Source organism: Actinomycetospora atypica (assembly GCF_042653685.1).
Lineage (GTDB): Bacteria > Actinomycetota > Actinomycetes > Mycobacteriales > Pseudonocardiaceae > Actinomycetospora > Actinomycetospora atypica.
In genome coordinates this window covers 20710-42634 of record NZ_JBHSIV010000037.1, presented here as the reverse complement: position 1 = coordinate 42634, position 21925 = coordinate 20710, and the positions used below count along the sequence as shown (strand labels likewise).

Annotated in this window: 20 protein-coding genes; 16 read left to right on the top strand and 4 right to left on the bottom strand. The window is 75.3% G+C overall.

The features are described 5' to 3' along the window. Positions 1 to 64: 64 nt before the first annotated feature. The 7 genes from ACFPBZ_RS24850 (at position 65) to ACFPBZ_RS24820 (ending at position 7661) form a co-directional block, all read left to right on the top strand. Complete coding sequence (locus ACFPBZ_RS24850; RefSeq protein ID WP_378038800.1) at positions 65 to 1162, top strand: mandelate racemase/muconate lactonizing enzyme family protein; 1098 nt, start codon at positions 65 to 67, stop codon at positions 1160 to 1162. Next, entirely contained in the window at positions 1159 to 2625 is a 1467-nt protein-coding gene (locus tag ACFPBZ_RS24845; protein ID WP_378038799.1) for an aldehyde dehydrogenase family protein, read from the top strand. Before ACFPBZ_RS24850 ends, ACFPBZ_RS24845 begins: the two co-directional genes overlap by 4 nt. A gap of 98 nt (positions 2626 to 2723) precedes the next feature. After that, on the top strand, positions 2724 to 3875 hold the full coding sequence (locus ACFPBZ_RS24840; protein ID WP_378038798.1) for an iron-containing alcohol dehydrogenase family protein: 1152 nt from the start codon (positions 2724 to 2726) through the stop codon (positions 3873 to 3875). A 97-nt stretch (positions 3876 to 3972) separates the two neighbouring features. Next, a complete protein-coding gene (locus ACFPBZ_RS24835; RefSeq protein ID WP_378038797.1) occupies positions 3973 to 5025 on the top strand; it encodes a flavin reductase family protein in 1053 nt (350 codons plus the stop codon). 135 nt (positions 5026 to 5160) lie between these two features. After that, positions 5161 to 6324 (top strand): fatty acid desaturase family protein, encoded by a 1164-nt coding sequence (locus ACFPBZ_RS24830; protein WP_378038809.1) that lies wholly within the window; start codon positions 5161 to 5163, stop codon positions 6322 to 6324. A 45-nt stretch (positions 6325 to 6369) separates the two neighbouring features. Further along, complete coding sequence (locus ACFPBZ_RS24825; RefSeq protein ID WP_378038796.1) at positions 6370 to 7146, top strand: ANTAR domain-containing protein; 777 nt, start codon at positions 6370 to 6372, stop codon at positions 7144 to 7146. 98 nt (positions 7147 to 7244) lie between these two features. Further along, entirely contained in the window at positions 7245 to 7661 is a 417-nt protein-coding gene (locus ACFPBZ_RS24820; protein ID WP_378038795.1) for a hypothetical protein, read from the top strand. 19 nt (positions 7662 to 7680) lie between these two features. On the opposite strand, the gene ACFPBZ_RS24815 is transcribed toward ACFPBZ_RS24820, so the two are convergent. After that, the gene (locus tag ACFPBZ_RS24815) at positions 7681 to 8967 is read right to left on the bottom strand and encodes a PucR family transcriptional regulator (protein ID WP_378038794.1); all 1287 of its coding nucleotides are present in this window, start codon (positions 8965 to 8967) and stop codon (positions 7681 to 7683) included. 161 nt (positions 8968 to 9128) lie between these two features. On the opposite strand from ACFPBZ_RS24815, the gene ACFPBZ_RS24810 reads away from it, so the two are divergent. The 6 genes from ACFPBZ_RS24810 to ACFPBZ_RS24785 all read left to right on the top strand — a co-directional run bounded on the left by ACFPBZ_RS24810 (position 9129) and on the right by ACFPBZ_RS24785 (position 15437). Then, positions 9129 to 10331: an alpha/beta hydrolase fold domain-containing protein gene (locus ACFPBZ_RS24810; protein ID WP_378038793.1), complete on the top strand. Its 1203-nt coding sequence runs from the start codon at positions 9129 to 9131 to the stop codon at positions 10329 to 10331. A gap of 97 nt (positions 10332 to 10428) precedes the next feature. Next, positions 10429 to 12495: a threonine--tRNA ligase gene (thrS, locus tag ACFPBZ_RS24805; RefSeq protein WP_378038792.1), complete on the top strand. Its 2067-nt coding sequence runs from the start codon at positions 10429 to 10431 to the stop codon at positions 12493 to 12495. A gap of 150 nt (positions 12496 to 12645) precedes the next feature. Continuing rightward, entirely contained in the window at positions 12646 to 13128 is a 483-nt protein-coding gene (locus ACFPBZ_RS24800; protein WP_378038808.1) for an HIT family protein, read from the top strand. Continuing rightward, positions 13125 to 13790: a phosphatidylinositol phosphate synthase gene (gene pgsA / locus ACFPBZ_RS24795; RefSeq protein WP_378038791.1), complete on the top strand. Its 666-nt coding sequence runs from the start codon at positions 13125 to 13127 to the stop codon at positions 13788 to 13790. The genes ACFPBZ_RS24800 and pgsA overlap by 4 nt, the downstream gene beginning before the upstream one ends. Further along, the gene (locus ACFPBZ_RS24790; protein ID WP_378038790.1) at positions 13787 to 14671 is read left to right on the top strand and encodes a phosphatidylinositol mannoside acyltransferase; all 885 of its coding nucleotides are present in this window, start codon (positions 13787 to 13789) and stop codon (positions 14669 to 14671) included. Before pgsA ends, ACFPBZ_RS24790 begins: the two co-directional genes overlap by 4 nt. Before the next feature lie 571 nt (positions 14672 to 15242). Further along, a complete protein-coding gene (locus ACFPBZ_RS24785; RefSeq protein WP_378038789.1) occupies positions 15243 to 15437 on the top strand; it encodes a hypothetical protein in 195 nt (64 codons plus the stop codon). A 69-nt stretch (positions 15438 to 15506) separates the two neighbouring features. Here ACFPBZ_RS24785 and ACFPBZ_RS24780 read toward each other — a convergent pair whose 3' ends face one another. After that, positions 15507 to 15932 carry a MarR family winged helix-turn-helix transcriptional regulator gene (locus ACFPBZ_RS24780; RefSeq protein ID WP_378038788.1) on the bottom strand — a complete coding sequence of 142 codons (426 nt, stop codon included), beginning with the start codon at positions 15930 to 15932 and terminating at the stop codon, positions 15507 to 15509. 45 nt (positions 15933 to 15977) lie between these two features. Between ACFPBZ_RS24780 and ACFPBZ_RS24775 the strand changes: the two genes are divergently transcribed. Beyond that, entirely contained in the window at positions 15978 to 16964 is a 987-nt protein-coding gene (locus ACFPBZ_RS24775) for a zinc-binding alcohol dehydrogenase family protein (protein ID WP_378038787.1), read from the top strand. Positions 16965 to 16967: 3 nt separating this feature from the next. Here the strand turns inward: ACFPBZ_RS24775 and ACFPBZ_RS24770 are convergent, their stop codons facing one another. Then, complete coding sequence (locus tag ACFPBZ_RS24770) at positions 16968 to 17336, bottom strand: VOC family protein (protein WP_378038786.1); 369 nt, start codon at positions 17334 to 17336, stop codon at positions 16968 to 16970. 51 nt (positions 17337 to 17387) lie between these two features. Here ACFPBZ_RS24770 and ACFPBZ_RS24765 point away from each other — a divergent pair, with 51 nt between their 5' ends. Both ACFPBZ_RS24765 and ACFPBZ_RS24760 read left to right on the top strand, forming a co-directional pair. Next, on the top strand, positions 17388 to 19484 hold the full coding sequence (locus ACFPBZ_RS24765) for a DUF222 domain-containing protein (protein WP_378038785.1): 2097 nt from the start codon (positions 17388 to 17390) through the stop codon (positions 19482 to 19484). A gap of 119 nt (positions 19485 to 19603) precedes the next feature. Next, positions 19604 to 20797 carry an alpha/beta hydrolase gene (locus ACFPBZ_RS24760; protein WP_378038784.1) on the top strand — a complete coding sequence of 398 codons (1194 nt, stop codon included), beginning with the start codon at positions 19604 to 19606 and terminating at the stop codon, positions 20795 to 20797. 43 nt (positions 20798 to 20840) lie between these two features. Here the strand turns inward: ACFPBZ_RS24760 and ACFPBZ_RS24755 are convergent, their stop codons facing one another. Further along, positions 20841 to 21737, bottom strand: coding sequence for an SDR family oxidoreductase (locus ACFPBZ_RS24755; protein ID WP_378038783.1), 897 nt, complete (start codon positions 21735 to 21737; stop codon positions 20841 to 20843). Positions 21738 to 21925 lie beyond the last annotated feature (188 nt).

Here is a 21925-nt window from a genome sequence, read left to right as displayed (position 1 = left end):
ACCGCAAGACGACCTTGTCGCGGGGCGGCGTCCTCGCGTGCACTGCGGGCGTGGAGAACGGCACGTGAAGATCACCGACATCCGGGTGACCGAGTACCACCTCGAGCTCGACCCGCCGATGCACGCCGCGTGGGACCCCGACCCCCGGCGCGGGTTCGCCGCGACCGTGGTGCACGTCGAGACCGACGAGGGGCTGGTGGGCGTCGGGTCGGGCGACACCATGGCGGGGTTCGCGCCGCACGTCGGCCACTTCCTCGGCACGGACCCCCTCGCGATGGCCACCCAGGTGCGGCGCATCGAGTCGGTCGCCTTCCACGGCGGCCGGTTCTGGCCGCTGGAGGCGGCGCTCTGGGACGTCGTCGGGCAGGCCGCCGGGGTCCCCGTGGCCGTGCTGTTCGGCGGGGAGGCCGACCGCCTGCCCGTCTACGCGTCGTGGTGCTCGGTGCAGCCGCCGCAGCGCCGGGCCGAGGACGCGGTCGACCTCGTCGCGCGCGGCTTCCGGGCGGTCAAGGTGCGGGTCGACCCCCGCGACCCCGGGCCCGGCGTGGCGTCGGTCGCCGCCGTGCGCGAGGCCGTCGGCGACCGCCTCGACGTGCTCGTCGACCTCAACCAGGCCTGGCGCATGGCGGGCGACGTCCGGCCCCCGGTGGAGCTCGTGGAGATCCGGCGCCTGGTGCGCCGGCTCGCCGAGTACGAGCCCGGCTGGATCGAGGAGCCCCTGCCCTACGACGACGTCGCCGGGCACCGGACGCTGCGCGCCGACAACCCGGGCCTGCGGATCGCCTCGGGCGAGATGTGCGACAACCGCGTGCAGCTCGAGGCGCTGGCCGAGGAGCTCGACGTGGTCCAGACCGACGTCGTGCTCTCCCTCGGCATGTCACGCACCCGCCACCTCGCCGAGGGCCTCGCCGCCCGCCACCGCCGGTTCACCCCGCACACCTGGTCGAACGGGCTGGGCCTGCTCGCCAACCTGCACGTCGCGGCCGGCGTCGGCGCCGGCCCCTACCTGGAGTTCCCCTACGACCCCGCGGGCGGCTGGACCCCGGAGCGACGCGACTTCCTGCTCGCCGAGCCGCTGTGGCCCGCCGCCGACGGCACGCTCGCCGTCCCGCAGGCACCGGGACTCGGTGCCCACCTCCACCCCTCCCTGGAGCTCCGATGACCGACTGGCTCGCCCGGGCCACGGCCTTCACCCCGCCGTCGACGCTGCTGATCGACGGCGCGGAGGTCACGCCCGGCACGACGATGCCCGCGCACACCCCACGCGACGGGTCGCTGCTCGGCGACGTGCCGTTCGCCGGCCCCGCCGAGGTCGACGCCGCCGTGGCCGCGGCCCGCCGCGCGGTCGACGACGGCCGCTGGGCGCAGCTCGCCCCGGCGGCCCGCAAGGCGGTCCTGCTGCGCTTCGCCGCGCTGGTCCGCGAGCACGCCGAGGAGCTCGCGCTCGCCGAGACCCTCGACACCGGCAAGCCGATCCGCGAGTCGCTGGCCGTGGACGTCCCGACCTGCGCGGACGTGCTCGCCTGGTATGGCGAGGCGGTCGACAAGCACTACGACCTCGTCGCACCCACCGGCCCCGGGTCGCTCGCCACGATCACCCGCCGCCCGCTCGGGGTGGTCGCGGCGGTGGTGCCCTGGAACTACCCGCTCATCATCACCGCCTGGAAGATCGCCCCCGCGCTCGCGGTCGGCAACAGCGTGATCGTCAAGCCCGCCGAGCAGTCGCCCTCGTCGGCGCTGATCCTCGCGCGGCTCGGCGCCGAGGCCGGCCTGCCCGACGGCGTGCTCAGCGTCCTGTCCGGCGACGGCCCGACGACGGGCGCGGCGCTCGGCCGCCACCCCGGTATCGACAAGATCGGTTTCACCGGCTCGGTGGAGGTGGGCCGGCTGTTCCACCGGTACTCCGGGGAGTCGAACGGCAAGGCCGTCGCGGTGGAGGCCGGCGGGAAGTCCGCGCAGGTGGTCCTCGGCGACGCCGACCTCGACGCGGCGGCCTCCGCCATCGCCTGGGGGATCTTCTACAACGCGGGCCAGACCTGCCACGCGGGCTCCCGCGTGGTGGTCGACCGGTCGGTGCACGACGAGCTCCTGGGCCGGGTGGTCGACCTCGCCAAGACCTTCACCGTCGGCGACCCGCTCGACGGGGACACGGTGCTCGGCGCGATCGTCGACCGCACCCAGCTCGACCGCGTCACCGGCTACCTCGACCTGGCCCGCTCCTCGGTCGACGTCGCGTTCGGCGGGTCGGTGCTCGAGCCCGTCGCGGGCGGCACCTACGTCGAGCCCACGGTGCTCTCCGGCGTCCCCAACTCCTCGCCGCTGGCCCAGGAGGAGATCTTCGGGCCGGTCCTGTCGGTGATCGCCTGCGACGGTCCCGACGAGGCCGTGGCCCTGGCCAACGACACGCGGTTCGAGCTGGCCGCCTCGGTCTGGACCCGCGACCTGACGACGGCCCACCGGGCCGCCGACGCGCTGCGGGCCGGGACGGTGTGGGTGAACACCTACGACGCCGCCTCGGTCACCACCCCCTTCGGCGGAGGCGGTGACACCGGGGGAGGACGCGACCGGTCCCTGGCCGCGCTCGACGCGTACTCCGCGCCCAAGACCACCTGGTTCGCGCTGTGAGCGCCGTGGAGCCCCGGCCCGGGGTCGGCCCGGACGTCAGCGACGTGCCATCGCGGACGACCGATGTCAGCGATGTGCCATCGCTGACATCCGGCGCCATGGCAGCCGGCGCGTGCGCCTGCCCCGGCACCACCCCGTTCGTCCACGAGGCCGGCCCCGCCGTCGACTCGGGGCCCGGCGCCCTCGCCCGGCTCGGCGACCACGTGCTCGACGTGCACCGCGCCGACCGCTCCGGTGGCGCCGTGGTGGTGACCGACGCCGGGCTGCGGGCCACCGGCATCGTCGACGAGGCGCTGGCGGTGCTCGCCGCGGCCGGGTGCCCCACCGTGGTCGTCGACGACGTCCCCGGCAACCCGACGGTCGCGTCGGTCGAGGCGGGGGCGAAGGTCGTCGCGCACGCGTTCCCCGGCTCCCGCCCGGTGATCGTCGCCCTCGGCGGCGGGTCAGCCCTCGACGCCGCGAAGGGCATCGCGCGGCTCGCCGCCGACCCCTCGGGCCCCGGCCTGCCGCTCATCGCCGTCCCGACGACCGCGGGGACCGGCGCGGAGACCAACGGCTTCGGCGTGCTGGAGGACCCGGCGCGGCGCTGCAAGGTCTACTGCGGCGACACCACGACGACGCCGCGGGTCGCCCTGCTCGACCCGCTGCTCACCCACGGCCTGCCCGCCGGTCCCACCGCCGCCACGGGGGTCGACGCGCTCGTCCACGCGGTCGAGTCGCTGGTCAGCCGCGGCCGGAGCCCGGTCTCGGAGGCCTTTGCGGCCGAGGCGCTGCGCCGGGCCTGGCGCTGGCTCCCGGCGGCCTGCGCCGACGGCGGGGACGCCAGGGCGCGCGCCGAGATGCTCGTCGCCGCCCACCTCGCGGGGCAGGCGCTCACGCGGTCGGGGCTCGGCCTCGTCCACGGGCTCGGGCACGCGATCACCGCCCACCACGGCGTGGTGCACGGGCGGGCGCTCGCCGCGGTGCTGCCGGAGGTGGTCGCCTTCTCCCTCGGCGAGGCCCCCGACGCCTGGGCCCGGGTCACCGAGGTCCTCGGCCTGCCCCGGCCCACGGCCCTGCCCGGGGCGCTCGCCGACTGGTGCGCGGCCGTCGGCGTGGTGCCCGGCCTCGACGCGGCCGGGCTCGGCATCGGCCCGCGGGAGGTGGAGGCCCTCGCCGGCACCGCCGTCGCCGACCCCGTGAGCCGCAACGCGCCGCGGGCCGGGGCCCGGGAGGACCTCGTCGGGCTCGTCACCCGGTCGCTGCGGTGACCCGGACGACCCGTTTGTGGAGAAACAACAGAACCCGGCGACACCTCCTCGCTTACCGCGTAGAGCGTGAGGGGAGGCCGTCCATACCGTCGAGGACATGATCGCAGGAGTCCTCGGCCGGGCCGCGCGCGTGGTGGCCACGCCGCTGCTGCCCGACGACTACCTGGCGCTGGTCAACCCCCTCTGGTCCGCCCGCCACCCGCGGGGGCGCATCGTCGCCACGCGCCCGGTCGGGCCGGCCACCACCGAGCTGACGATCCGCACCGGCGCGGGCTGGCAGGGGCACCGTCCCGGCCAGCACGTGGGGCTCGGCGTCGACATCGCGGGCCGGCGGCACTGGCGCACCTACTCGATCACCAGCGCGCCCGGCGCCGACGAGCTCACCGTCAGCGTCACCGCCGTCCCCGACGGCTCCGTCTCGGTCCACCTCGCCCGGGTCGCGAAGGTCGGCGACCTCGTCGGCCTCGGCCCGGCGACGGGGGAGTGGACCGCGACCGGACCCCTGCTCCTCGTCTCCGGCGGCAGCGGCGTCACGCCCGTACTGGGCCTGCTGCGGGGCGGGACGGTCGACGACGCGGTCGTCGTGCATTCCGGCCGCGGCACGCGCCTGCACGCTCCCGAGCTGCACCGCCTCGCCGGGGCGAGCGCAGCGACGGGGGAACGCATCGTCGGGAACGGCTCCCTGCGGGTGCTCGAGCACGACAGCACCGCGGGCCGCCTGCGGCCCGCCGACCTCGACGTCCTGGTCCCCGACTGGCGGTCGCGCACGATGCTCGTCTGTGGCCCCGAGGCGATGATCGAGGCCTTCTCCGCCCACGCGGCCGAGGCCGGCGTCCCGAGCGTCGTCGAGCGCTTCCGCCCGCCGACCCCGGTCACCACCGGGGGCACCGGCGGCACCGTCACCTTCACGACCTCGGGCGTCGTGGCGCAGGCCGACGCGGCCACGCCCCTGCTGCGCGCCGGCGAGGACGCCGGCGCCCTGCTGCCCAGCGGCTGCCGCATGGGCATCTGTCACACCTGCGTCGGGCGGCTCTCCGCCGGCGCCGTCCGCAACCTGCAGACCGGTGAGACCGAGAGCGCGCAGGACGGCGACGTCGTCGTCCGGACCTGCGTCTCCGCGGCCGCCGGCGACTGCCGCATCGACCTCTAGCACTCGCTCCCCAGCGTCCCAGGAGGATTCATGACCACGCTCGCGAACCCGGAAGTCATCCCGGAGCACGTGACCCGAGTCAACGAGGCGAAGACCCCGACCGGCCCCGGCCGCCCGGGTGCCTCGAAGGCGCACATCACGGCTTCGACCGAGCACCTCTCGGTCGAGGACATCGAGCGCATCGGCGCCGAGCTCGAGGCGATCCGCGACGAGGTCATGTCGACGCTCGGCGAGGCCGACGCGCAGTACATCCGCCGCGTGATCCGCAGCCAGCGCGGGTTCGAGATCGCCGGGCGCATCCTGCTGCTCGGCGCGCTCTTCCCGCCGGCCTTCGTCGCCGGCGCGGCCTCCCTCGGGATCGCGAAGATCCTCGAGAACATGGAGATCGGCCACAACGTCCTGCACGGGCAGTGGGACTGGATGCGCGACCCGGAGATCCACTCCACCACGTGGGAGTGGGACCACGTCTCCACCGCGTCGTCGTGGCAGCAGACCCACAACTACCTGCACCACACGTACACCAACGTGCACGGCAAGGACCGCGACATCGGCTACAACGTGCTGCGGATCGACCCCGACCAGCCGTGGCACCCGCGCTACCTCTTCCAGACCGTGACCAACCTCGGTCTCGCCCTGATCTTCGAGTACGGCATCGCGGCGTTCGACCTCGAGCTCGACGACGTCGCGAACGGCAAGGCGACGTGGCGCGACAAGATGCCCGAGATCAAGGTGATGGCCCGCAAGGCCGGCAAGCAGGCCCTCAAGGACTACGTCGTCTTCCCGGCGCTCTCCGGGCCCTCGTTCGTCCCGGCTCTGCTCGGCGGCCTGCTCGCCAACACCATGCGCAACGTGTGGTCGCACGCCGTCATCTTCTGCGGCCACTTCCCCGTCGAGGTCGAGACGTTCGACGAGGAGCGGCTCGAGAACGAGTCGCAGGCCGAGTGGTACGTCCGGCAGATGCTGGGCTCGGCCAACATCGAGGGCTCGCCGCTGCTGCACCTCATGACCGGGAACCTCTCGCACCAGATCGAGCACCACCTGTTCCCCGACATGCCCTCGAACCGCTACCGCACGATCGCGCCGAAGGTGCGCGACCTGTGCCGGCGCTACGGGCTGCCCTACCACGCGGGCCCCATGTACAAGCAGTACGGCGGCGTCCTGTGGAAGATCGCCCGGCTGTCCTTCCCCGGCGGCCACGAGACGATCGCCAGGCGCCAGCGCAAGGCCCTGCCCGGTGGCCGCCTGGCCGCCGCCACGCTGCGTCGGCTGCGCGACCGGACGGTGCCCGCCGCCGCCTGATGCGCTCCGCCGTGCCGCCTCCCGCCGGGTGCCTATGATTCGCCCGTGGTGGATGACCTGACGTGGCGGGAGGAGCGGGACCGGTTCGTGGACGATGACGCGGAGAACGCGGCAGGGCCGCTCGCCCGGCAGTTCGTGACGCTGGGGGCGTCGCTGTCCCGGGGTGGCGGCCACGACGACGTCGCGAGCGTCCTCGAGCGCATCGTGCACGTGGCCCGCGACGTCACCGGCGCCGACGTCGTGTCGGTCACCCTGCGCGACGGCGACGGGTTCACCACCCCGGTCGAGACCGACGAGGTGGCCACGAAGGCCGACTCGATCCAGTACGAGACCGGCGAGGGGCCCTGCGTCGAGTCCACCGTGGACGGCGGCGTCGGGTACGCCGGTTCCTCGGACCTCGCGCACGACGAGCGCTGGGCCCGCTTCGGGCCCGCGGCCGCCGAGCTCGGGCTGCACAGCGTGTACGCCACCGGGATGTTCCCCGGCGGCGACCAGCCCCGTCTGGGTGCGCTGAACTACTACTCGCGCCGCGTCGGCGGGCTCGACCACGTCGACCGCGACGACGCGCTGCTGTTCGCGACGTTCGCCGCGGTGGCGCTGCAGGGGGCCCGGGCCGTCGAGGCCGCCGAGCTGCGCTCCACGCAGCTCGAGGAGGCCGTGCGCTCGCGCGACGTGATCGGGCAGGCCAAGGGCATCCTCATGGAGCGCCGCGGCCTCACCGCCGACGAGGCCTTCCAGACCCTGCGCCGCACCTCGCAGGAGCTCAACATCAAGCTCCGCGACCTCGCCGCCACCCTCGCGAACAACCGCGCCGACCTGTAGCCGGTGTTTCACGGCACCCGATCGTGGGGCAACCTGTCGGTATCCACCCGTGGAGCCCAGGCGGGACCGTGTCCGTGCGTGTCCTCCGGAGGTGTCCCGTGGCTGCACCGTTGCTGCCCGACGGCTACCCGACCGACCTCGCCGACCGACGTCGCGAGGCCCGGCGTCGAGCCGTCACGTACGCCGACGAGGGTGTGGGGCTGAGCCGGTACGACGACGGCTGCCTCGCGCTCGCCGTCGTCGGCGACGCCGGACCGGCCCAGGTCAAGGCGCTGCGCGCGCTGCGGCCCCGCCTCGCCCAGGAGGCGTGGGCCGAGCTGACCGTGGAGCTCTCCGCCCTTACCGGCGACTGCGGGCCCGCCCTCGTGCGGGTCCTCGGACAGCTGCGCGTGCACCGGCTCGCCGCCGGCGCGCGGGTCGAGGTGCACGGCGCACCGCCCGCGCTGATCTCGGCCCTCGGGTCGTCGCCCGCCACGGAGTTCACCGTCCGGGACGTCGACCCCAGCTGGTCCTGAGCGGCCTGGTCCTGAGCGGTCAGGCTTCAGGGGCGGGCTCGCCCAGCCCGCCCCCGAAGCGGAGGGCGAGGGCGACCTCGAGCCGGGCCACCGGGTCGTCCAGCGCCCCGGCGAAGGACTCCTTGAGCCGCGCGAGGCGGTAGCGCACCGTCTGCGGGTGCACGTGCAGCGTGCCCGCCGTCTCGGCGACGTCGCCGTGGGCGTCGAGCCACGCGCGCAGCGTCTCCACCGCCCGGTCGCGGGCGGTCGAGGTCATACGCCGCAGCGGCTCGAGCCGCTGGGCCACGAGGTCGGTGGTCACCGACACGTCGGCGTGCAGGAGCAGGGCGAGCAGGTGGTCGTCCGCGCGCACCAGGCCCGACGGCGGCTTCGCGCCGCGGGGCGCCGCGACCGCCGGGTCGGCCACGATCTCGCCGGCCGCGACCAGCGGCCAGGCGCCCCGGGCCCGCGCGATCGTGCGGCACAGCTGGTCGGGCGCGACGGTCGGACCGATCACGGCCGGCACCCCCGCGGTCGCCTCGACGAGGGCGTCGGCGCGGGCCGGACCGTCGGGGTCGGGCACGACGATGACCCCGAGCCCGTCGACGCGGGAGCCGACGACGTCGGGCGGCAGGCGCCGGAACACCGCCTGGAGGGCCTCGTCGTCACAGATGACCACGGCCAGCGAGCGCGGCAGCGCCCACTCGGCCTCGCGGGCGAGGCGCTCGAGCTCGGTGCCGTCGGGGGTCGGGGTGCGCATCAGCGCCGCGACGAGCGTGTGCCGGCGCGCCTGGCGCGACCCGGCCGTGAGGCTCTGCTCGTGGGCGTACCCGGCGACCGAGGCCGCGGCGAGCTGCTCGGTGTACTCGAAGAGCGCCTCGGCGAGCCGGAAGATGCCGTCGGAGTCGAGGCCGTAGGCGTCGCTGCCGACCGAGATCCGCCGCCACATCACCCGCGTGCCGACGCGGTAGGCGGTCTGCAGCGCGTCCATCGTGCGGCCGTGCCGGTGCTCGACGCGGCCCAGCTCGAAGTAGACGCGGGTGTCGGGCAGGTCGCCGTCGGTGCCGAGCAGCTGCAGGAACTGCTCGAGGGCCACCGACACGCCCTTGCGGATGTTCTGGCCGAACAGCCCGTCCATCGAGAGCGCGTACTCGGCGACCTGGAGGCGGACCTCCTCGATGATGTCGTCGCCGGCGCCGATGACCACGGCGCGCATGCGGTCGGCGGCCTCGGGCGGCACGTCGGCCCACGGGTGCCGACGGTCGGGGGGACAGGTCGCGACCGCGCGCAGCGGGGTCCGCGCCTCGAGTCCCGCTCCGTCCGCCACGGGCGCCATTGTGACCCAGACGGCGGGGATCGGGGGCGTTCCGGCGGCGCGGGCACAGCGACGTCACAGTCGCGGCGGCGATGATGCCGCTGGGTGTCAGCACTGCGGCCTTGCTGACACTGGACGTCACAAACGGGCCAGGTACCAGGGGGTCAGGCGGGGTGTCCGGAGCGGGGACCGGGCGGCAGCGGCGGGCCGCGGTGAGCGCGCTCGCGGTCGGGGCGGGAGCGGCGGTCGTCGTGACGGCGGGTCTGCGACCGCTCACCCGGCGCTGGCCCGCGGCCGTCGCGGCGTCCCTGCTCGCGGCGTTCGCCACCGAGCTCCCGCGCCCCACCGCGACGCTCACCGGCGGGGCCGCGCTCGTCGCGGCGTGCCGCGGGGCGGCCCGCTCCGCGACCGGCCGCGTCGGGCTGGGCCTCGCGGGCGGCTCGGTCGTCGCCCTGCTCGCGCTCGACCGTCGCGCCCGGGTCACCGACGACGTCCTCTCCGCCGCGCTCGCGGGTGCCCTCGGGGGAGGCGTCCCGTCGACCGAGCCCCCGCCGTGGCTCTCGCCCCGCGCGATCGCCGCGCCCCGCCGGTTCCGGGCGGCCGGGGCGCGGGACGTGCCCTACGGCCCGCACGGCCGCGCGAACACCCTCGACATCTGGCGCCACCCCCGCCTTCCCGACGATGCCGCGGCGCCGGTGCTCGTGGAGATCCACGGCGGGGCGTGGTCGTCGGGCACCAAGGAGGGCGAGGCCAACCCGCTGATGGCCCACCTCGTCGCCCGCGGCTGGGTGTGCGTCGCGGTGAACTACCGGCTCGGCCCCGACAACCGCTGGCCGGCGATGATCGACGACGTCCGGGCCGCCCTGCGCTGGGTGCACGCCCACGTCGCCGAGCACGGCGGCGACCCGTCGTTCGTCGCCGTCTCGGGTGGGTCGGCGGGGGCGCACCTCGCGGCGCTGGCCGCCCTGACCGGCTCGGGGGACACCCGCGTCGACGCCGCGGTCACGCTCTACGGGATCTACGACCTCACCGCGGACGACGGCAGCGGCACCCTCGACGTCCTGCTCGCGGACACGATGATGGACGGCGACGACGCGGCGGCGTGGACCGCGGCGTCGCCCGCGCACCGGGTGCACCCCGGCGCGCCGCCCTTCCTCGTCCTGCACGGGACCGGCGACGCGGTCGTCGTGCCGGAGCAGAGCCGCACCTTCGTCCGTGCCCTGCGGGCCGTGTCGCGCGCGCCGGTGGCGTACGCGGAGCTGCCCTACGCCCAGCACGCGTTCGACGTCCTGCCGACGCCGCGGACGATGCTGGTGGTGCGGGCGGTGGAGGCGTTCCTGCTGGGCGTGCGCGGACGACGGCCCCCGCGGCCCTGAGCCCGACCCGCGCCCCGAACGGTGTCGGTGCCCCTCGATAAGCTGGGACGGACGACGGGGGAGCCCTCGACGTCCACCTCGACCCAGGAGCACCGCCGTGTCCTCGCCCCCCTCGTCCGCCACCACCCCGAGCGTCCGGGTCGCCGCGGGCACGACGGCCGGCCAGGCGGTGCGCGAGGCGGGCCTGCCCGGCAACGGCCCGCAGGCGGTCGTCGTCGTGAAGGCTCCCGACGGCACGCTGAAGGACCTGGCCTGGACCCCGGCCGAGGACGTCGAGGTCGAGCCGGTCGCCGCCGACACCGCCGACGGCCGCGCCGTGATCCGGCACAGCGCCGCGCACGTGCTCGCGCAGGCGGTGCAGCAGAAGTTCCCGAGCGCGAAGCTGGGCATCGGCCCGCCCGTCACCGACGGCTTCTACTACGACTTCGCGGTGGACACCCCGTTCACCCCCGAGGACCTCGCCGACCTCGAGAAGTCGATGAAGAAGATCATCAAGGCGAAGCAGCGGTTCGTGCGCCGCGAGTACGAGAGCCTCGACGCCGCGCGCGAGGAGCTCAAGGACGAGCCCTTCAAGCTCGAGCTCGTCGACCTCAAGGGCACCAGCGAGGCCGAGGCCGACGGCGAGATCATGGAGGTCGGCTCCGGCGACCTCACGGCGTACGACAACGTCCACGCCCACACCGGCGAGCGCGTCTGGGGCGACCTGTGCCGCGGGCCCCACGTGCCGACCACCGGGTACATCCCGGCCTTCAAGGTCACCCGCAGCGCCGCCGCGTACTGGCGCGGCGACCAGCGCAACGCCCAGCTGCAGCGCATCTACGGCACCGCGTGGGAGTCGCCGGAGGCCCAGGACGCCTACCTCGAGCGCCTGGCCGAGGCCGAGCGCCGCGACCACCGGCGCCTGGGCTCCGAGCTCGACCTCTTCAGCTTCCCCGACGAGATCGGCTCGGGGATGGCGGTGTTCCACCCCAAGGGCGGGATCATCCGCAAGGAGCTCGAGGACTACAGCCGCCAGCGCCACGCCGAGGCGGGCTACGAGTTCGTCAACACCCCGCACGCCACCAAGGGCGAGCTCTTCCAGACCAGCGGGCACCTCGACTGGTACCGCGAGGGCATGTTCCCGGCGATGCACCTCGACGCCGAGTACGGCGAGGACGGCGAGGTCCGGCGCCCGGGCATCGACTACTTCCTCAAGCCGATGAACTGCCCGATGCACAACCTGATCTACCGGGCGCGCGGGCGCTCCTACCGCGAGCTGCCGCTGCGCCTCTTCGAGTTCGGCACGGTCTACCGGTACGAGAAGTCGGGCGTGATCCACGGGCTGACCCGCGCGCGGGGCTTCACCCAGGACGACGCGCACATCTACTGCACCCGCGAGCAGATGGCCGGCGAGATCACCTCGCTGCTGACCTTCGTGCTCGACCTGCTGCGCGACTACGGGCTCGACGACTTCTACCTCGAGCTCTCCACCCGCAACCCGGAGAAGTCGATCGGGTCGGACGAGGAGTGGGAGGAGGCCACCGACGCGCTGCGCGAGGCCGCCTCGTCCTTCGGTCTCGACCTCGTCGACGACCCGGGCGGCGCCGCCTTCTACGCCCCGAAGATCAGTGTGCAGGCCAAGGACGCGATCGGGCGCTACTGGCAGATGTCGACCATCCAGGTCGACCTCATGCTGCCCGACCGCTTCGAGCTCGAGTACACGTCCTCGGACGGCAGCCGACAGCGGCCGGTCATGATCCACCGCGCGCTGTTCGGGTCCATCGAGCGGTTCTTCGGCGTGCTCACCGAGCACTACGCCGGGGCGTTCCCGGCGTGGCTCGCGCCGGTGCAGGCGGTCGCGATCCCCGTGTCGAACGACCAGGGCGACTACGTCGACGGCATCGTCGGGAAGCTCCGGGCGCGGGGCCTGCGCGTCGAGGCCGACCACGCCGACGACCGCATGCAGAAGAAGATCCGCACACACACTCTGCAGAAGGTCCCGTTCATGCTGCTCGCGGGCGGCAAGGACGCCGAGGCCGACGCGGTGTCGTTCCGGTTCCGCGACGGCTCGCAGGTCAACGGGGTGCCGGTGGACGACGCGGTGGCGGCGATCAGCGGCTGGGTCGCCCGCCGGGAGAACGCCTCGCCCGACGAGACCACCTTCGCCCCGCTGCTGACGCCCTGAGGACCGGTCGTGTCTGACACCGGCGGGGGCGTGCCCCCGCAGCCCGGGCGGCCCGACTCCGGGGTCCCCGCCGACCACCCGGCGGGGGCCGACGAGCTGACCGGGGCCGGGACGCCCGACGGCTTCCGCCGGCTCTGGGCGCCCCACCGCATGGCCTACATCGCGGGGGAGCAGGGCACCGGCGAGGTCGACGGCGGGTGCCCGCTCTGCGCCATCCCCGGGCGGACCGACGCCGACGGCCTCGTCGTGGCCCGGGGCGAGCAGGTCTACGCGGTGCTGAACCTGCACCCGTACAACCCCGGGCACCTCATGATCGTCCCCTACCGCCACGTGGCGAACCTCGACGAGCTGACCGACGAGGAGTCGGTCGAGCTGATGCGCTTCACCCAGCACGCGGTGCGCGCGCTGCGGGTCATGTCGTCCCCGCACGGCTTCAACGTCGGGATCAACCTCGGCCACGTCGCGGGCGGGTCGCTCGCCGACCACCTGCACCAGCACGTGGTCCCGCGCTGGGGCGGCGACGCCAACTTCATCACCGTCATCGGCCAGACGAAGGTGATCCCGGCCCTGCTGGCCGAGACCCGGGAGCGGCTGGCCGAGGTCTGGGCGGCCGGGGACGGGGTCGGCCCGTGATCAACCGGTGGGGCCGGGCCGTCATGTCCGGGGTCGTCGAGCCGACGAGCGCCTGGCTCGTCCGGCGGGGCGTGCACCCCGACGCCGTCACGGTCCTGGGGACCGTCGGGGCCACGGCCTCGGCGCTCTGGCTGATCCCCACCGGGCACCTCTTCGCCGCCGCCCTGGCCGTCTGGTTCTTCGCGATGCTCGACATGCTCGACGGGTCGATGGCCCGCGCGCGGGGGGTGAAGAGCCCGTTCGGCGGCGTGCTCGACTCGGTGTGCGACCGCCTCGCCGACGGCGCCGTCTTCGCGGGCGTCACGTGGTGGGCCGCGTCGACGGGACGCTGGTTCGTCGTCGGGCTCGCCCTCACGTGTCTGCTCGCGGGACAGCTGATCTCCTACGTCAAGGCGCGGGCCGAGGGCGCGGGCCTCGAGGGCGGCGGCGGGATCGTCGAACGCCCCGAGCGGCTCATCCTCGGCCTCACCGGCATCGGCCTGACCGGCCTCGGCGTCCCGTACGCCGTCGAGGTCCTGCTGACGGTCCTGGCGCTCGGGTCGGTGGTCACGGTCGGGCAGCGCGTGCGCGCGGTGTGGATCAGCGCCCGCGAGCAGTACGGGGCGGCCACCGGCCACACCGAGGCGCGCGCCGAGCTGCCCACCGCGGAGCCCGACCGGTGAGCCCGCTCGCCGAGCGCGCCGCCGACCTCGGGTACGCCGCCGGGTGGCGGCTGGTGCGGGAGCTGCCCGAGCCGGTGGCGCGGGTGGCCTTCGACGCGGGCGCCGACCTCGCGGCGTGGCGGGGTGGCCCCGGGGTCGCGCGGCTGCGCGCGAACTACGCGCGGGTGCGCCCCGACCTTCCCGACGACGCCCTCGACGAGCTGACCCGGGCCGGCGTCCGGTCCTACGCCCGCTACTGGCGCGAGGCGTTCCGACTCCCGTCGGTGGACCTGAAGGCCCTCGCCGACCGGGTCGACGACGAGGTCGCCGGCCGCGAGCACCTCGACGCGGCCCTCGAGCGCGGCCGGGGCGCGGTGGTGGGGCTGACCCACTCGGGCAACTGGGACGTGGTCGGCGCGTGGGCCGTCCAGCGCTACGGCGGCTTCGCGACCGTCGCCGAGCGGCTGCGTCCCGAGGCGCTGTTCCAGCGCTTCGTCGACTACCGCGAGTCGCTCGGCTTCGAGATCCTCCCGATGACCGGCGGCGACCCGCCGGTGCGGGGCCTGCTGCGCACCCTGCACGCCGGACGCATCGTCTGCCTCGTCGCCGACCGCGACCTCTCCCACCGCGGCGTCCCCGTCGACTTCTTCGGCCACCGCTCCGCGATGCCGCCCGGCCCCGCCTCGCTGGCCGCGGCGACGGGGGCGCCCCTGCTGCCGCTGGGGTGCTGGTTCACCGAGGACGGGGGCTGGGGCTTCCGCATCCACCCGCCGATCGAGGTCAGGTCGCGGAGCGAGGTCCCGGCCGCGACCCAGGCGATGGCCGACGCGTTCGCGGCGGAGATCGCCGAGCGCCCGCAGGACTGGCACATGCTGCAGCGGATCTGGCCCGACCTGGGCTGACCGCCGGCCACTCCAGGGTGATCCCGCCGCCCTCGGGCAGGGCCCGCCACCGGTCGGCCACGTCGGCGAGGCGCGCGACGATGCGGGCGAGCACCGGGTCGTCGACCGGGCCGCCGTGGCGCCAGGCCCGGACGGCCAGCGCCGCGAGCTCCTCCGAGCGCGTCATGTCGGCGTCCTCCTCGGCGGTCGGGCGGTAGCGGGCCTCCCGGCGCTTCTCGCGGCGCCGCTCGTCGGGATCGGCCGGCCAGAAGATCGTGTTCCGCCCCGCGGCGACCCGCCCGTACACCCCGTGGCGCAGGCCCGCCTCGGTCTCGACGACGAGGTGCACAGCGTCGTGCGGGAGATCGTCGTCGTAGCCGGGGCCGCGCCGCGGGGCGAGCGCCGGGCCCCGGTCGCGCCGCACCGCGATCTCGTAGGCCCGCCCGGTCAGCTTCGTGAACCGCACCTCCACGGGCGCCACGGTAGGAGACCGTCGCGGGCGTCGCACCCGAATTCCGGTCCGACGTTTACCGCCCGGGGCTGCAGCATTTGCCGATGGGATTTCGCGGGTGGTGCCCCTAGAGTTTTTCGCATGGCTGACGTGGAGAACGCACCCGCACCCGACAGCGAGGAATTCCTCGAGAATCAGAACACCGTGGAACGCGTGGCCCCGGGGAACACCGCCGACGCCCCCGCGGTCGACCCGCACCTGATCTCCACCGATCCCGGTGGCGGCACCGGGGCACCCGCGACCGACGAGGAGCGCGACCCGCCGCGACCCTCCTGATGCTTCGACCCGGCCACGTTTCTCGTGAGGCGTGGCCGGGAACTGCGTCGCCGAATTTCCGGGAATTGCCTACGACCCGGATGCGCGGGGCGCCAGACGCATTCGCAGGGCGCCGACGGCACTCGCGAAGCCGTCCGGGAGTTCGCCCAGCAGCACGTGCAGTTCCTTCTCGACGACGGCGGTGGCCGCGTCGTGCGCCGTCCGCCCGGCGGCGGTGGCGGTGACCAGCGACGAGCGCCGATCGGTGGGGTGGGCGCTCCGCCCGACCAGGCCGGCCGCCGCGAGCCGGTCGACCAGCTTGCTCGCGGCCCCGACCGTCACCCGCAGCGCGGTCGACACGTCCTGGACCCGGCAGTCCGGCGTCGTCACCACCGCGCGCAGGGTCTCCACGCGGCCGAGCGGCAGTCCGACCTCGGCCCGCAGGCGCTGGTCGACCGCCTCCCAGAGCACGATCTCGACACGCACGAGGTCGTCGAACAGCTCGCTCAGAGACATGTGCATTCCATGGAATCATCTCCCGTGTGATGGGGTTGTGGCGGCATGAGCATCCCCGATTCCATGCGCGCGGTGGTCCTCGACGCCCCGGGTCCGCCCGAGGCGCTGCAGCTGCGCACGCTCCCCGTCCCGGTGCCCGGCCCCGGCCAGGTCCTGATCCGCGTCACCGCCGCCGGCCTCAACCGCTCCGAGCTGCACACCCGCCTCGGGCTCGCCGACGGCGTGACCTTCCCCCGCGTGCTCGGTATCGAGGCGACCGGCGTCGTCGCGGCCTGCCCGGGCGGCGAGTTCGCCGAGGGCGCGCGGGTCGTCGCGATGATGGGCGGGATGGGCCGGCAGTTCGACGGCGGGTACGCCGAGTACACCTGCGTGCCCGTGAGCCAGGTCCTCGAGGTGCGCACGCACCTCGATGCCGCCGTGCTCGGGGCGATCCCGGAGATGCTGCAGACCGCGTACGGGTCGTTGACGGTCGGGCTCGACGCGCAGCCGGGGGAGACCCTGCTGATCCGCGGCGGGACGTCGTCGATCGGGCTCGCGACGGCGGTGCTGGCGAAGCGCCTCGGGATGACGGTGTTCTCCACGACCCGCGACCTCGCCCGGACGCCGCTCCTGCAGGGGGTGGGGGTCGACCACGTGGTCCTCGACGACGGCGCGGTGGCGCCGCGGGTGCGCGCGATCCGGCCGGAGGGGGTGGACCGCGCCCTCGAGCTCGTGGGCACGCCCACGCTGCCCGACACCCTCGCCGCCGTCCGTGTCCACGGCGTCGCCTGCGTCTCCGGGATGCTCTCCAACGTCTGGACGATCCCCGACTTCTACCCGATCGCCTACCTCCCGCGCGGCGTCCGCCTCGCCGGCTACGGCGGGGACGCCGCCGACCTGCACGCGGAGGTGCTGCAGGGCTTCCTCGACGACGTCGCGGCCGGGACGGCCAGCGTGCCGCTCGGGCGCACCTTCCCGCTCGAGCAGCTGCCGGAGGCCCACCGCCTGATGGAGGAGGGGCACGCCGGCGGGAAGCTCGTCGTCCTGCCCTGACCGTCAGCGGGGGTCGAGGACGCAGAACTCGTTGCCCTCGGGGTCGGCCATGACGATCCACGGGTGGTCGGGCGCGAGGTCGAGGACGCGGGCGCCCAGGGCGGTCAGGCGCTCCACCTCGGCGTCGCGGGTGGTGTCCACGGCGGCGAGGTCGAGGTGGACCCGGTTCTTGCCCACCCGCTCGTCGTCGACGGGCTGGAAGAGCAGTTCGGTCCCCCCGGAGAGCGGCACGGCGACGTAGGTGGTCCCGTGTGCGTCGGTCCAGGGCTCCCCGACCTCGGCGCCGAGGGCCGCGGCCCAGAAGGAGGCCAGGGCGTGGGGGTCGGCGGCGTCCACCGCGACGGCCAGCAGGCGGCTGTGGGGTGCGGTCATCGTGCTCGTCTCCCGGGGTGACTGTCGGTGGGTCGAACTAGTATTCGATGCATGAGCAGGGGAGTCGAGGCGGTGGGGCCCGCCGACTGCGCGCGGCTCGCCGCGCTCGATCTGGCCGCCCTGACCGGGGAGGAGGCGGTCGCCGCGATGCGGCTCGCCTTCCGGGTGTCCAACTGGGCTGCCTCGATGCTCGACCGGACGATGTACGAGGCCTGCCGCGCCGAGGAGGGCACCACCGTCCGGCGCGACCTCGACCGGCACTCCTGCCTGGAGGCCGCCGCCGCGTTCGGTTGGTCGACGTCGATGGCCGCGCGCCGTCTCGATCTCGCGGCCGACCGTCTCGAGCGCCTCCCCACGGTGGCGGCGGCGATGGCCGAGGGCGGGCTGGAGCCGCGCAAGGCGCAGGTGTTCAGCGACGTGCTGGTCGAGATGACCCCCGAGCACCTGGGCCGCACCTGCGAGGAGGTGCTGCCCGAGGCCGCGGGGTTGCCGGTCGGGGCGCTCGGGGACCGGCTCACGGAGGTCGCGATGTCGCTCGACTCCGGGTGGTCGGCCCGCCGCCTGGCGCGCGCCCTCGGGGAGGCGCGGGTGACCCACCGGCTGAACCCCTCCGGGAGCGGCGACCTCTGTGGACGGGACCTCCCGCCGGAGGACGCGATCCGCTCCCGCGCCCACCTCGACGCGCTGGCCGACGCCGTGCACTCCGGGGTCCGGGAGCAGGGCGTCCGCCCACCGCGCCGGGCGTGGGTGCGGGCACGCGTGCTGTGCCGGCTCACCGACGGGTCGCTGACCGGGCTCGACGACGAGGCGCTCGTCGCCCGTCTCGTCCGGGAGATCGCCGCCGAGCTCGCCGACGGCGAGGGCGTGGACCCGGGTGGTCCCGACGACGACGGCCCGTCCGGCCCCGACCGCGGGCCCGGCAGTGGACCTCGTGGCCCGGACGACGGGCCCGATGCAGGGCCGGGCGACTGTCCCGGTCCGAACCCGGACGGTGGACCCGACGACGAGTCCGAGGGCGGCCCGGATGACGACCCCGATCCGCGTCACGACGACACCGACGAGGCCACCGACGCGAACGACGCAGGCGCCAACGACCGAGGCAGTGCCCCGGCGGGTAGCCGGGGTGGCCTGGACGAGGAGCCCACCCCCGGGCCGGCTCCCCCCGATCGCGGTCCGGCCGAGGCCGAGCCCGAGGAGACGTTCCCCGACGTGCCCGGCTCCCGCCTGCGCACCGGCATCGTGGAGGTCCGGCTCCGGCTCTCGACCCTCCTCGGCCATGACGACCTCCCGGGGAGCGTGCCGTCCTGGGGCACCGTCGGGGCCGCGACCGCCCGGACGCTGGCCCTCGCCCGTCCCGGTGGGGAGTGGCGTGTCGTGCTCTGCGACGACGACGGTCGGCCCACCCACGTGCTCGTGTCCCGCCGCCGTCCGACCCACGTGCCACGGCATCGGCGCGACGGTCGGGACGGCCACGCCATCGTCGAGCTCGCGGTCCGCACCCGTGACCTGCGGGCTCTCCGACTCGACGCCGACGACCCCTACGCGCCCCTCGTCCGAGCAGCCCAGGCCGCGCTCGAGGGACTGCCCGACCTCGACGACCCGGCCCACCCCGCAGCGACCCGTGCCCACGCCACGAGACGTCGCCCGGGTCCCGAGCTCGACCGCTGGCTGCGGGTCCGCGACCGCTGCTGCATCGGACCGGCCTGCCACCAGCGCGCCGCCACCGCCCAGATCGACCACACCCGGGACTGGGCGAAGTGGGGCCCCACGATCGCCGACAACATCGGCGTCCCCTGCGCGACGCACCACCGCGCCAAGACCGACGGCCGCTGGACCCTGACCCAACCCCGTCCCGGGTACTTCCGGTGGACCTCACCGGCGGGGATCGGGTACGTGACCCGCCCGCGCCGGGCGATCGATCCGCTGCCCGACCCGATGATCGCCCGCACCACACCCGTTCCGCGGCCACGACCTCCGGCCGACGACGCGCCCGCCGGTCGGGAGACCCCGTCGCGAACCGGATCGGGGGAGGCCGACGCCCGGGCCGGGCGGACGCCGACCGGGGGAGTGGTCCGCGACCTGTTGCGTCGCTGGCGCTCCGTCGTGCCCTCGGACGTCTCCTCGGCCGGCCCCGACCCGCCGTTCTGATCCGCCGGGCCCAGCCCGGCGCTGTCGGGCACCTCGCGCCGGCGGGGCCCCGTCGCCCGTCCGGGTCGGCGGAGGTCGGCGAAGATCGCCCGGACGGCGCACCGGCATAGGCTCCCGGGGTGAGGAACTCCCGCCGGATCAGCGGTGTGCTCGCCGGCGTGGGGCTGGTGCTGCTCGGGATCGTCGCCCTGGTGGTGCTGCTGGTCGCGCTCGGGGCGATCGTGCCCGGGCTCTGGCGGCTCTCCGGGTACGCCACGGTCCTGGTGACCTGGCAGGGACCGGCCCTCGTCCTCGCCGGGCTGGTGGCGACGGTCCTCGCGGTGGTGCTGCGACGTCGGGCGCGGCGGTCGGCCACGGTGGTCGCGGCGATCGGGGGCGTGGGCACCGTGGCGCTGGCGGTGGTCGTGGGCCTCGTCGTCGCGGCGGCCGTCGAGGCCGGCGGCTCGGTCGACCTGCTCCGGGCGGTCGCACCGCACGGTGACCTCTCGATCCCCGACGCCCACCCGCAGTACGGCACCGGGCCGGACGGCCGGCCGCTCTCGGTCGCGGTGTACGACCCGCGCGGCGCCACCGGCCCGGCCCCGGTGTTCGTCTACGTGCACGGCGGCGGCTGGTCCGGCGGGTCGGAGCTCGACAACTCGGCCGACATGCGCTGGTTCGCCGACCGCGGGCGGCTGGTGGTCAGCGTCGGGTACACGCTCGTGGCCGACGGCCGGCCCACCTGGGACGTCGCCGGACCCCAGGTGGCGTGCGCCCTCACCCAGGTCGCGCAGTTCGCGGCCGCCCGGGGCGGCGACCCGAGTCGGATCGTGCTGGCCGGGGACTCGGCGGGCGGGCAGCTCGCGATCTCGGTGGCCTACCACGCGGCCTCGGGCACGCAGCCCTCCGCGTGCGGCGGGCGGGTGCCCGTCCCACGCGGGGTCCTCGTGCAGTACCCGGCGACCGATCTCGTCGACGCCTGGGAGCTCGGGACGGGGGTCGGCGAGCCCGACGTGTCCGCCCGCCCCATCGGCGAGGCCTACCTCGGCGGCACCCCGGCCCAGGTCCCCGAGCGCTACGCCGCCCTCTCCGGCGTCCCCGCCATCACCCCCGCGGCCCCGCCGACCCTCGTGCTCGGGCCGACCGACGACGAGCTCGTCCCGCCCGGAGGCGTGGCCCGGTTCGTCGACGCGGCGCAGGGGGCCGGTCTGGACGCGACCCTGGTGCGGGTCCCGTTCGCGAACCACGCCTACGACCTGCTGGCCTACGAGTCGCTGGGCAACCAGCTCCGGCGCTCGGTGAGTGAGCGCTGGCTGACCGACCGCGGCCTGTGAGGGCCCCACGGACGGCTGCGGACCGGCCCCCGGATGAGGACGATCAGTGCAGCGCCCACGCGTCGGGAACGGTGCCGTCGAGGTCGGTGACGCCGTACGCCCGCGCCAGCTCGCCCGCCGTCACCGACGCCTGGTTCCACCGCGCCCGGTCGGGGTCGGCCGCCAGTGCGGCGATGCCGCGCCCCACGAAGCGCGGCGTCTCGGACTGCTCGAACCCCTCCGGCGCCGTGGTGCCGAGGGCCTCGCGCCAGGACTGCTCGGTGACCCCGAAGGCCTCGAGCATGAGCTCCGAGCGCATCCAGCCGGGCGTCACCGCCAGGGCGGTCGCCCCCCGCGGGCCGAGCTCGTGCCCGAGCGACCAGCCGAGCCGGTTCACCGCGACCTTCGCGAGGTCGTAGTACACCGAGATCCGGTAGTTCTCCGCGTTGAACGCCGTGGTGCCGTCGGTGACCTCGACGTGCAGCCCGCCCGGCCGCGCGAGCAGCAGCGGCAGCAGGTGGTGCGCGGTGACGAGGTGGGTGTCGATCGCGAGACGCAGGATGCGCAGCCCGACGTCGACGCCGTGCTCCCACACCGGGGTGTTCCACTCCGGCGGGGCCCCCTTGAGGTCCTCCCCGCCCCAGATGTCGTTGACCAGCACGTCGATCCCGCCGAACTCGGCGCGCAGCTCGTCGGCCAGGCCCGCCACCTGCTGCGGGTCGAGGTGGTCGACCTGGCGGGCGATCCCGGTGCCGCCCAGGGCGGTGACCAGCTCGGCGGTCTCCTCGATCGTCTCGGGCCGCCCCGCGTAGTCGGACACCACGCCGGGCCGCCCGTTCCGGCTCGACCGGCCGGTGCAGACCACCGTCGCCCCCGCCTCACCGAAGGCGGCGGCGATCCCGCGCCCGGCCCCCCTCGTCGCGCCGGCCACCACCACCACGGAACCGCTCGGATCGGTCATGTCGGGCAGTGTGCCGCGGGGGTCCGACAGTCACCCGGGCCGCAGCCCGCGGAGGTGCGGCCACGCCGGGTCCTCGGAGCCCGGGGAGCGCTCGCGTGGCGTCCAGCCGCACGATCCGTGCCGCGCTCGGAGTCGGACCGGTCCCGCAGGGCCGTCCCGCACCCGCGTGCCGCCGCTGACGGCCTCCA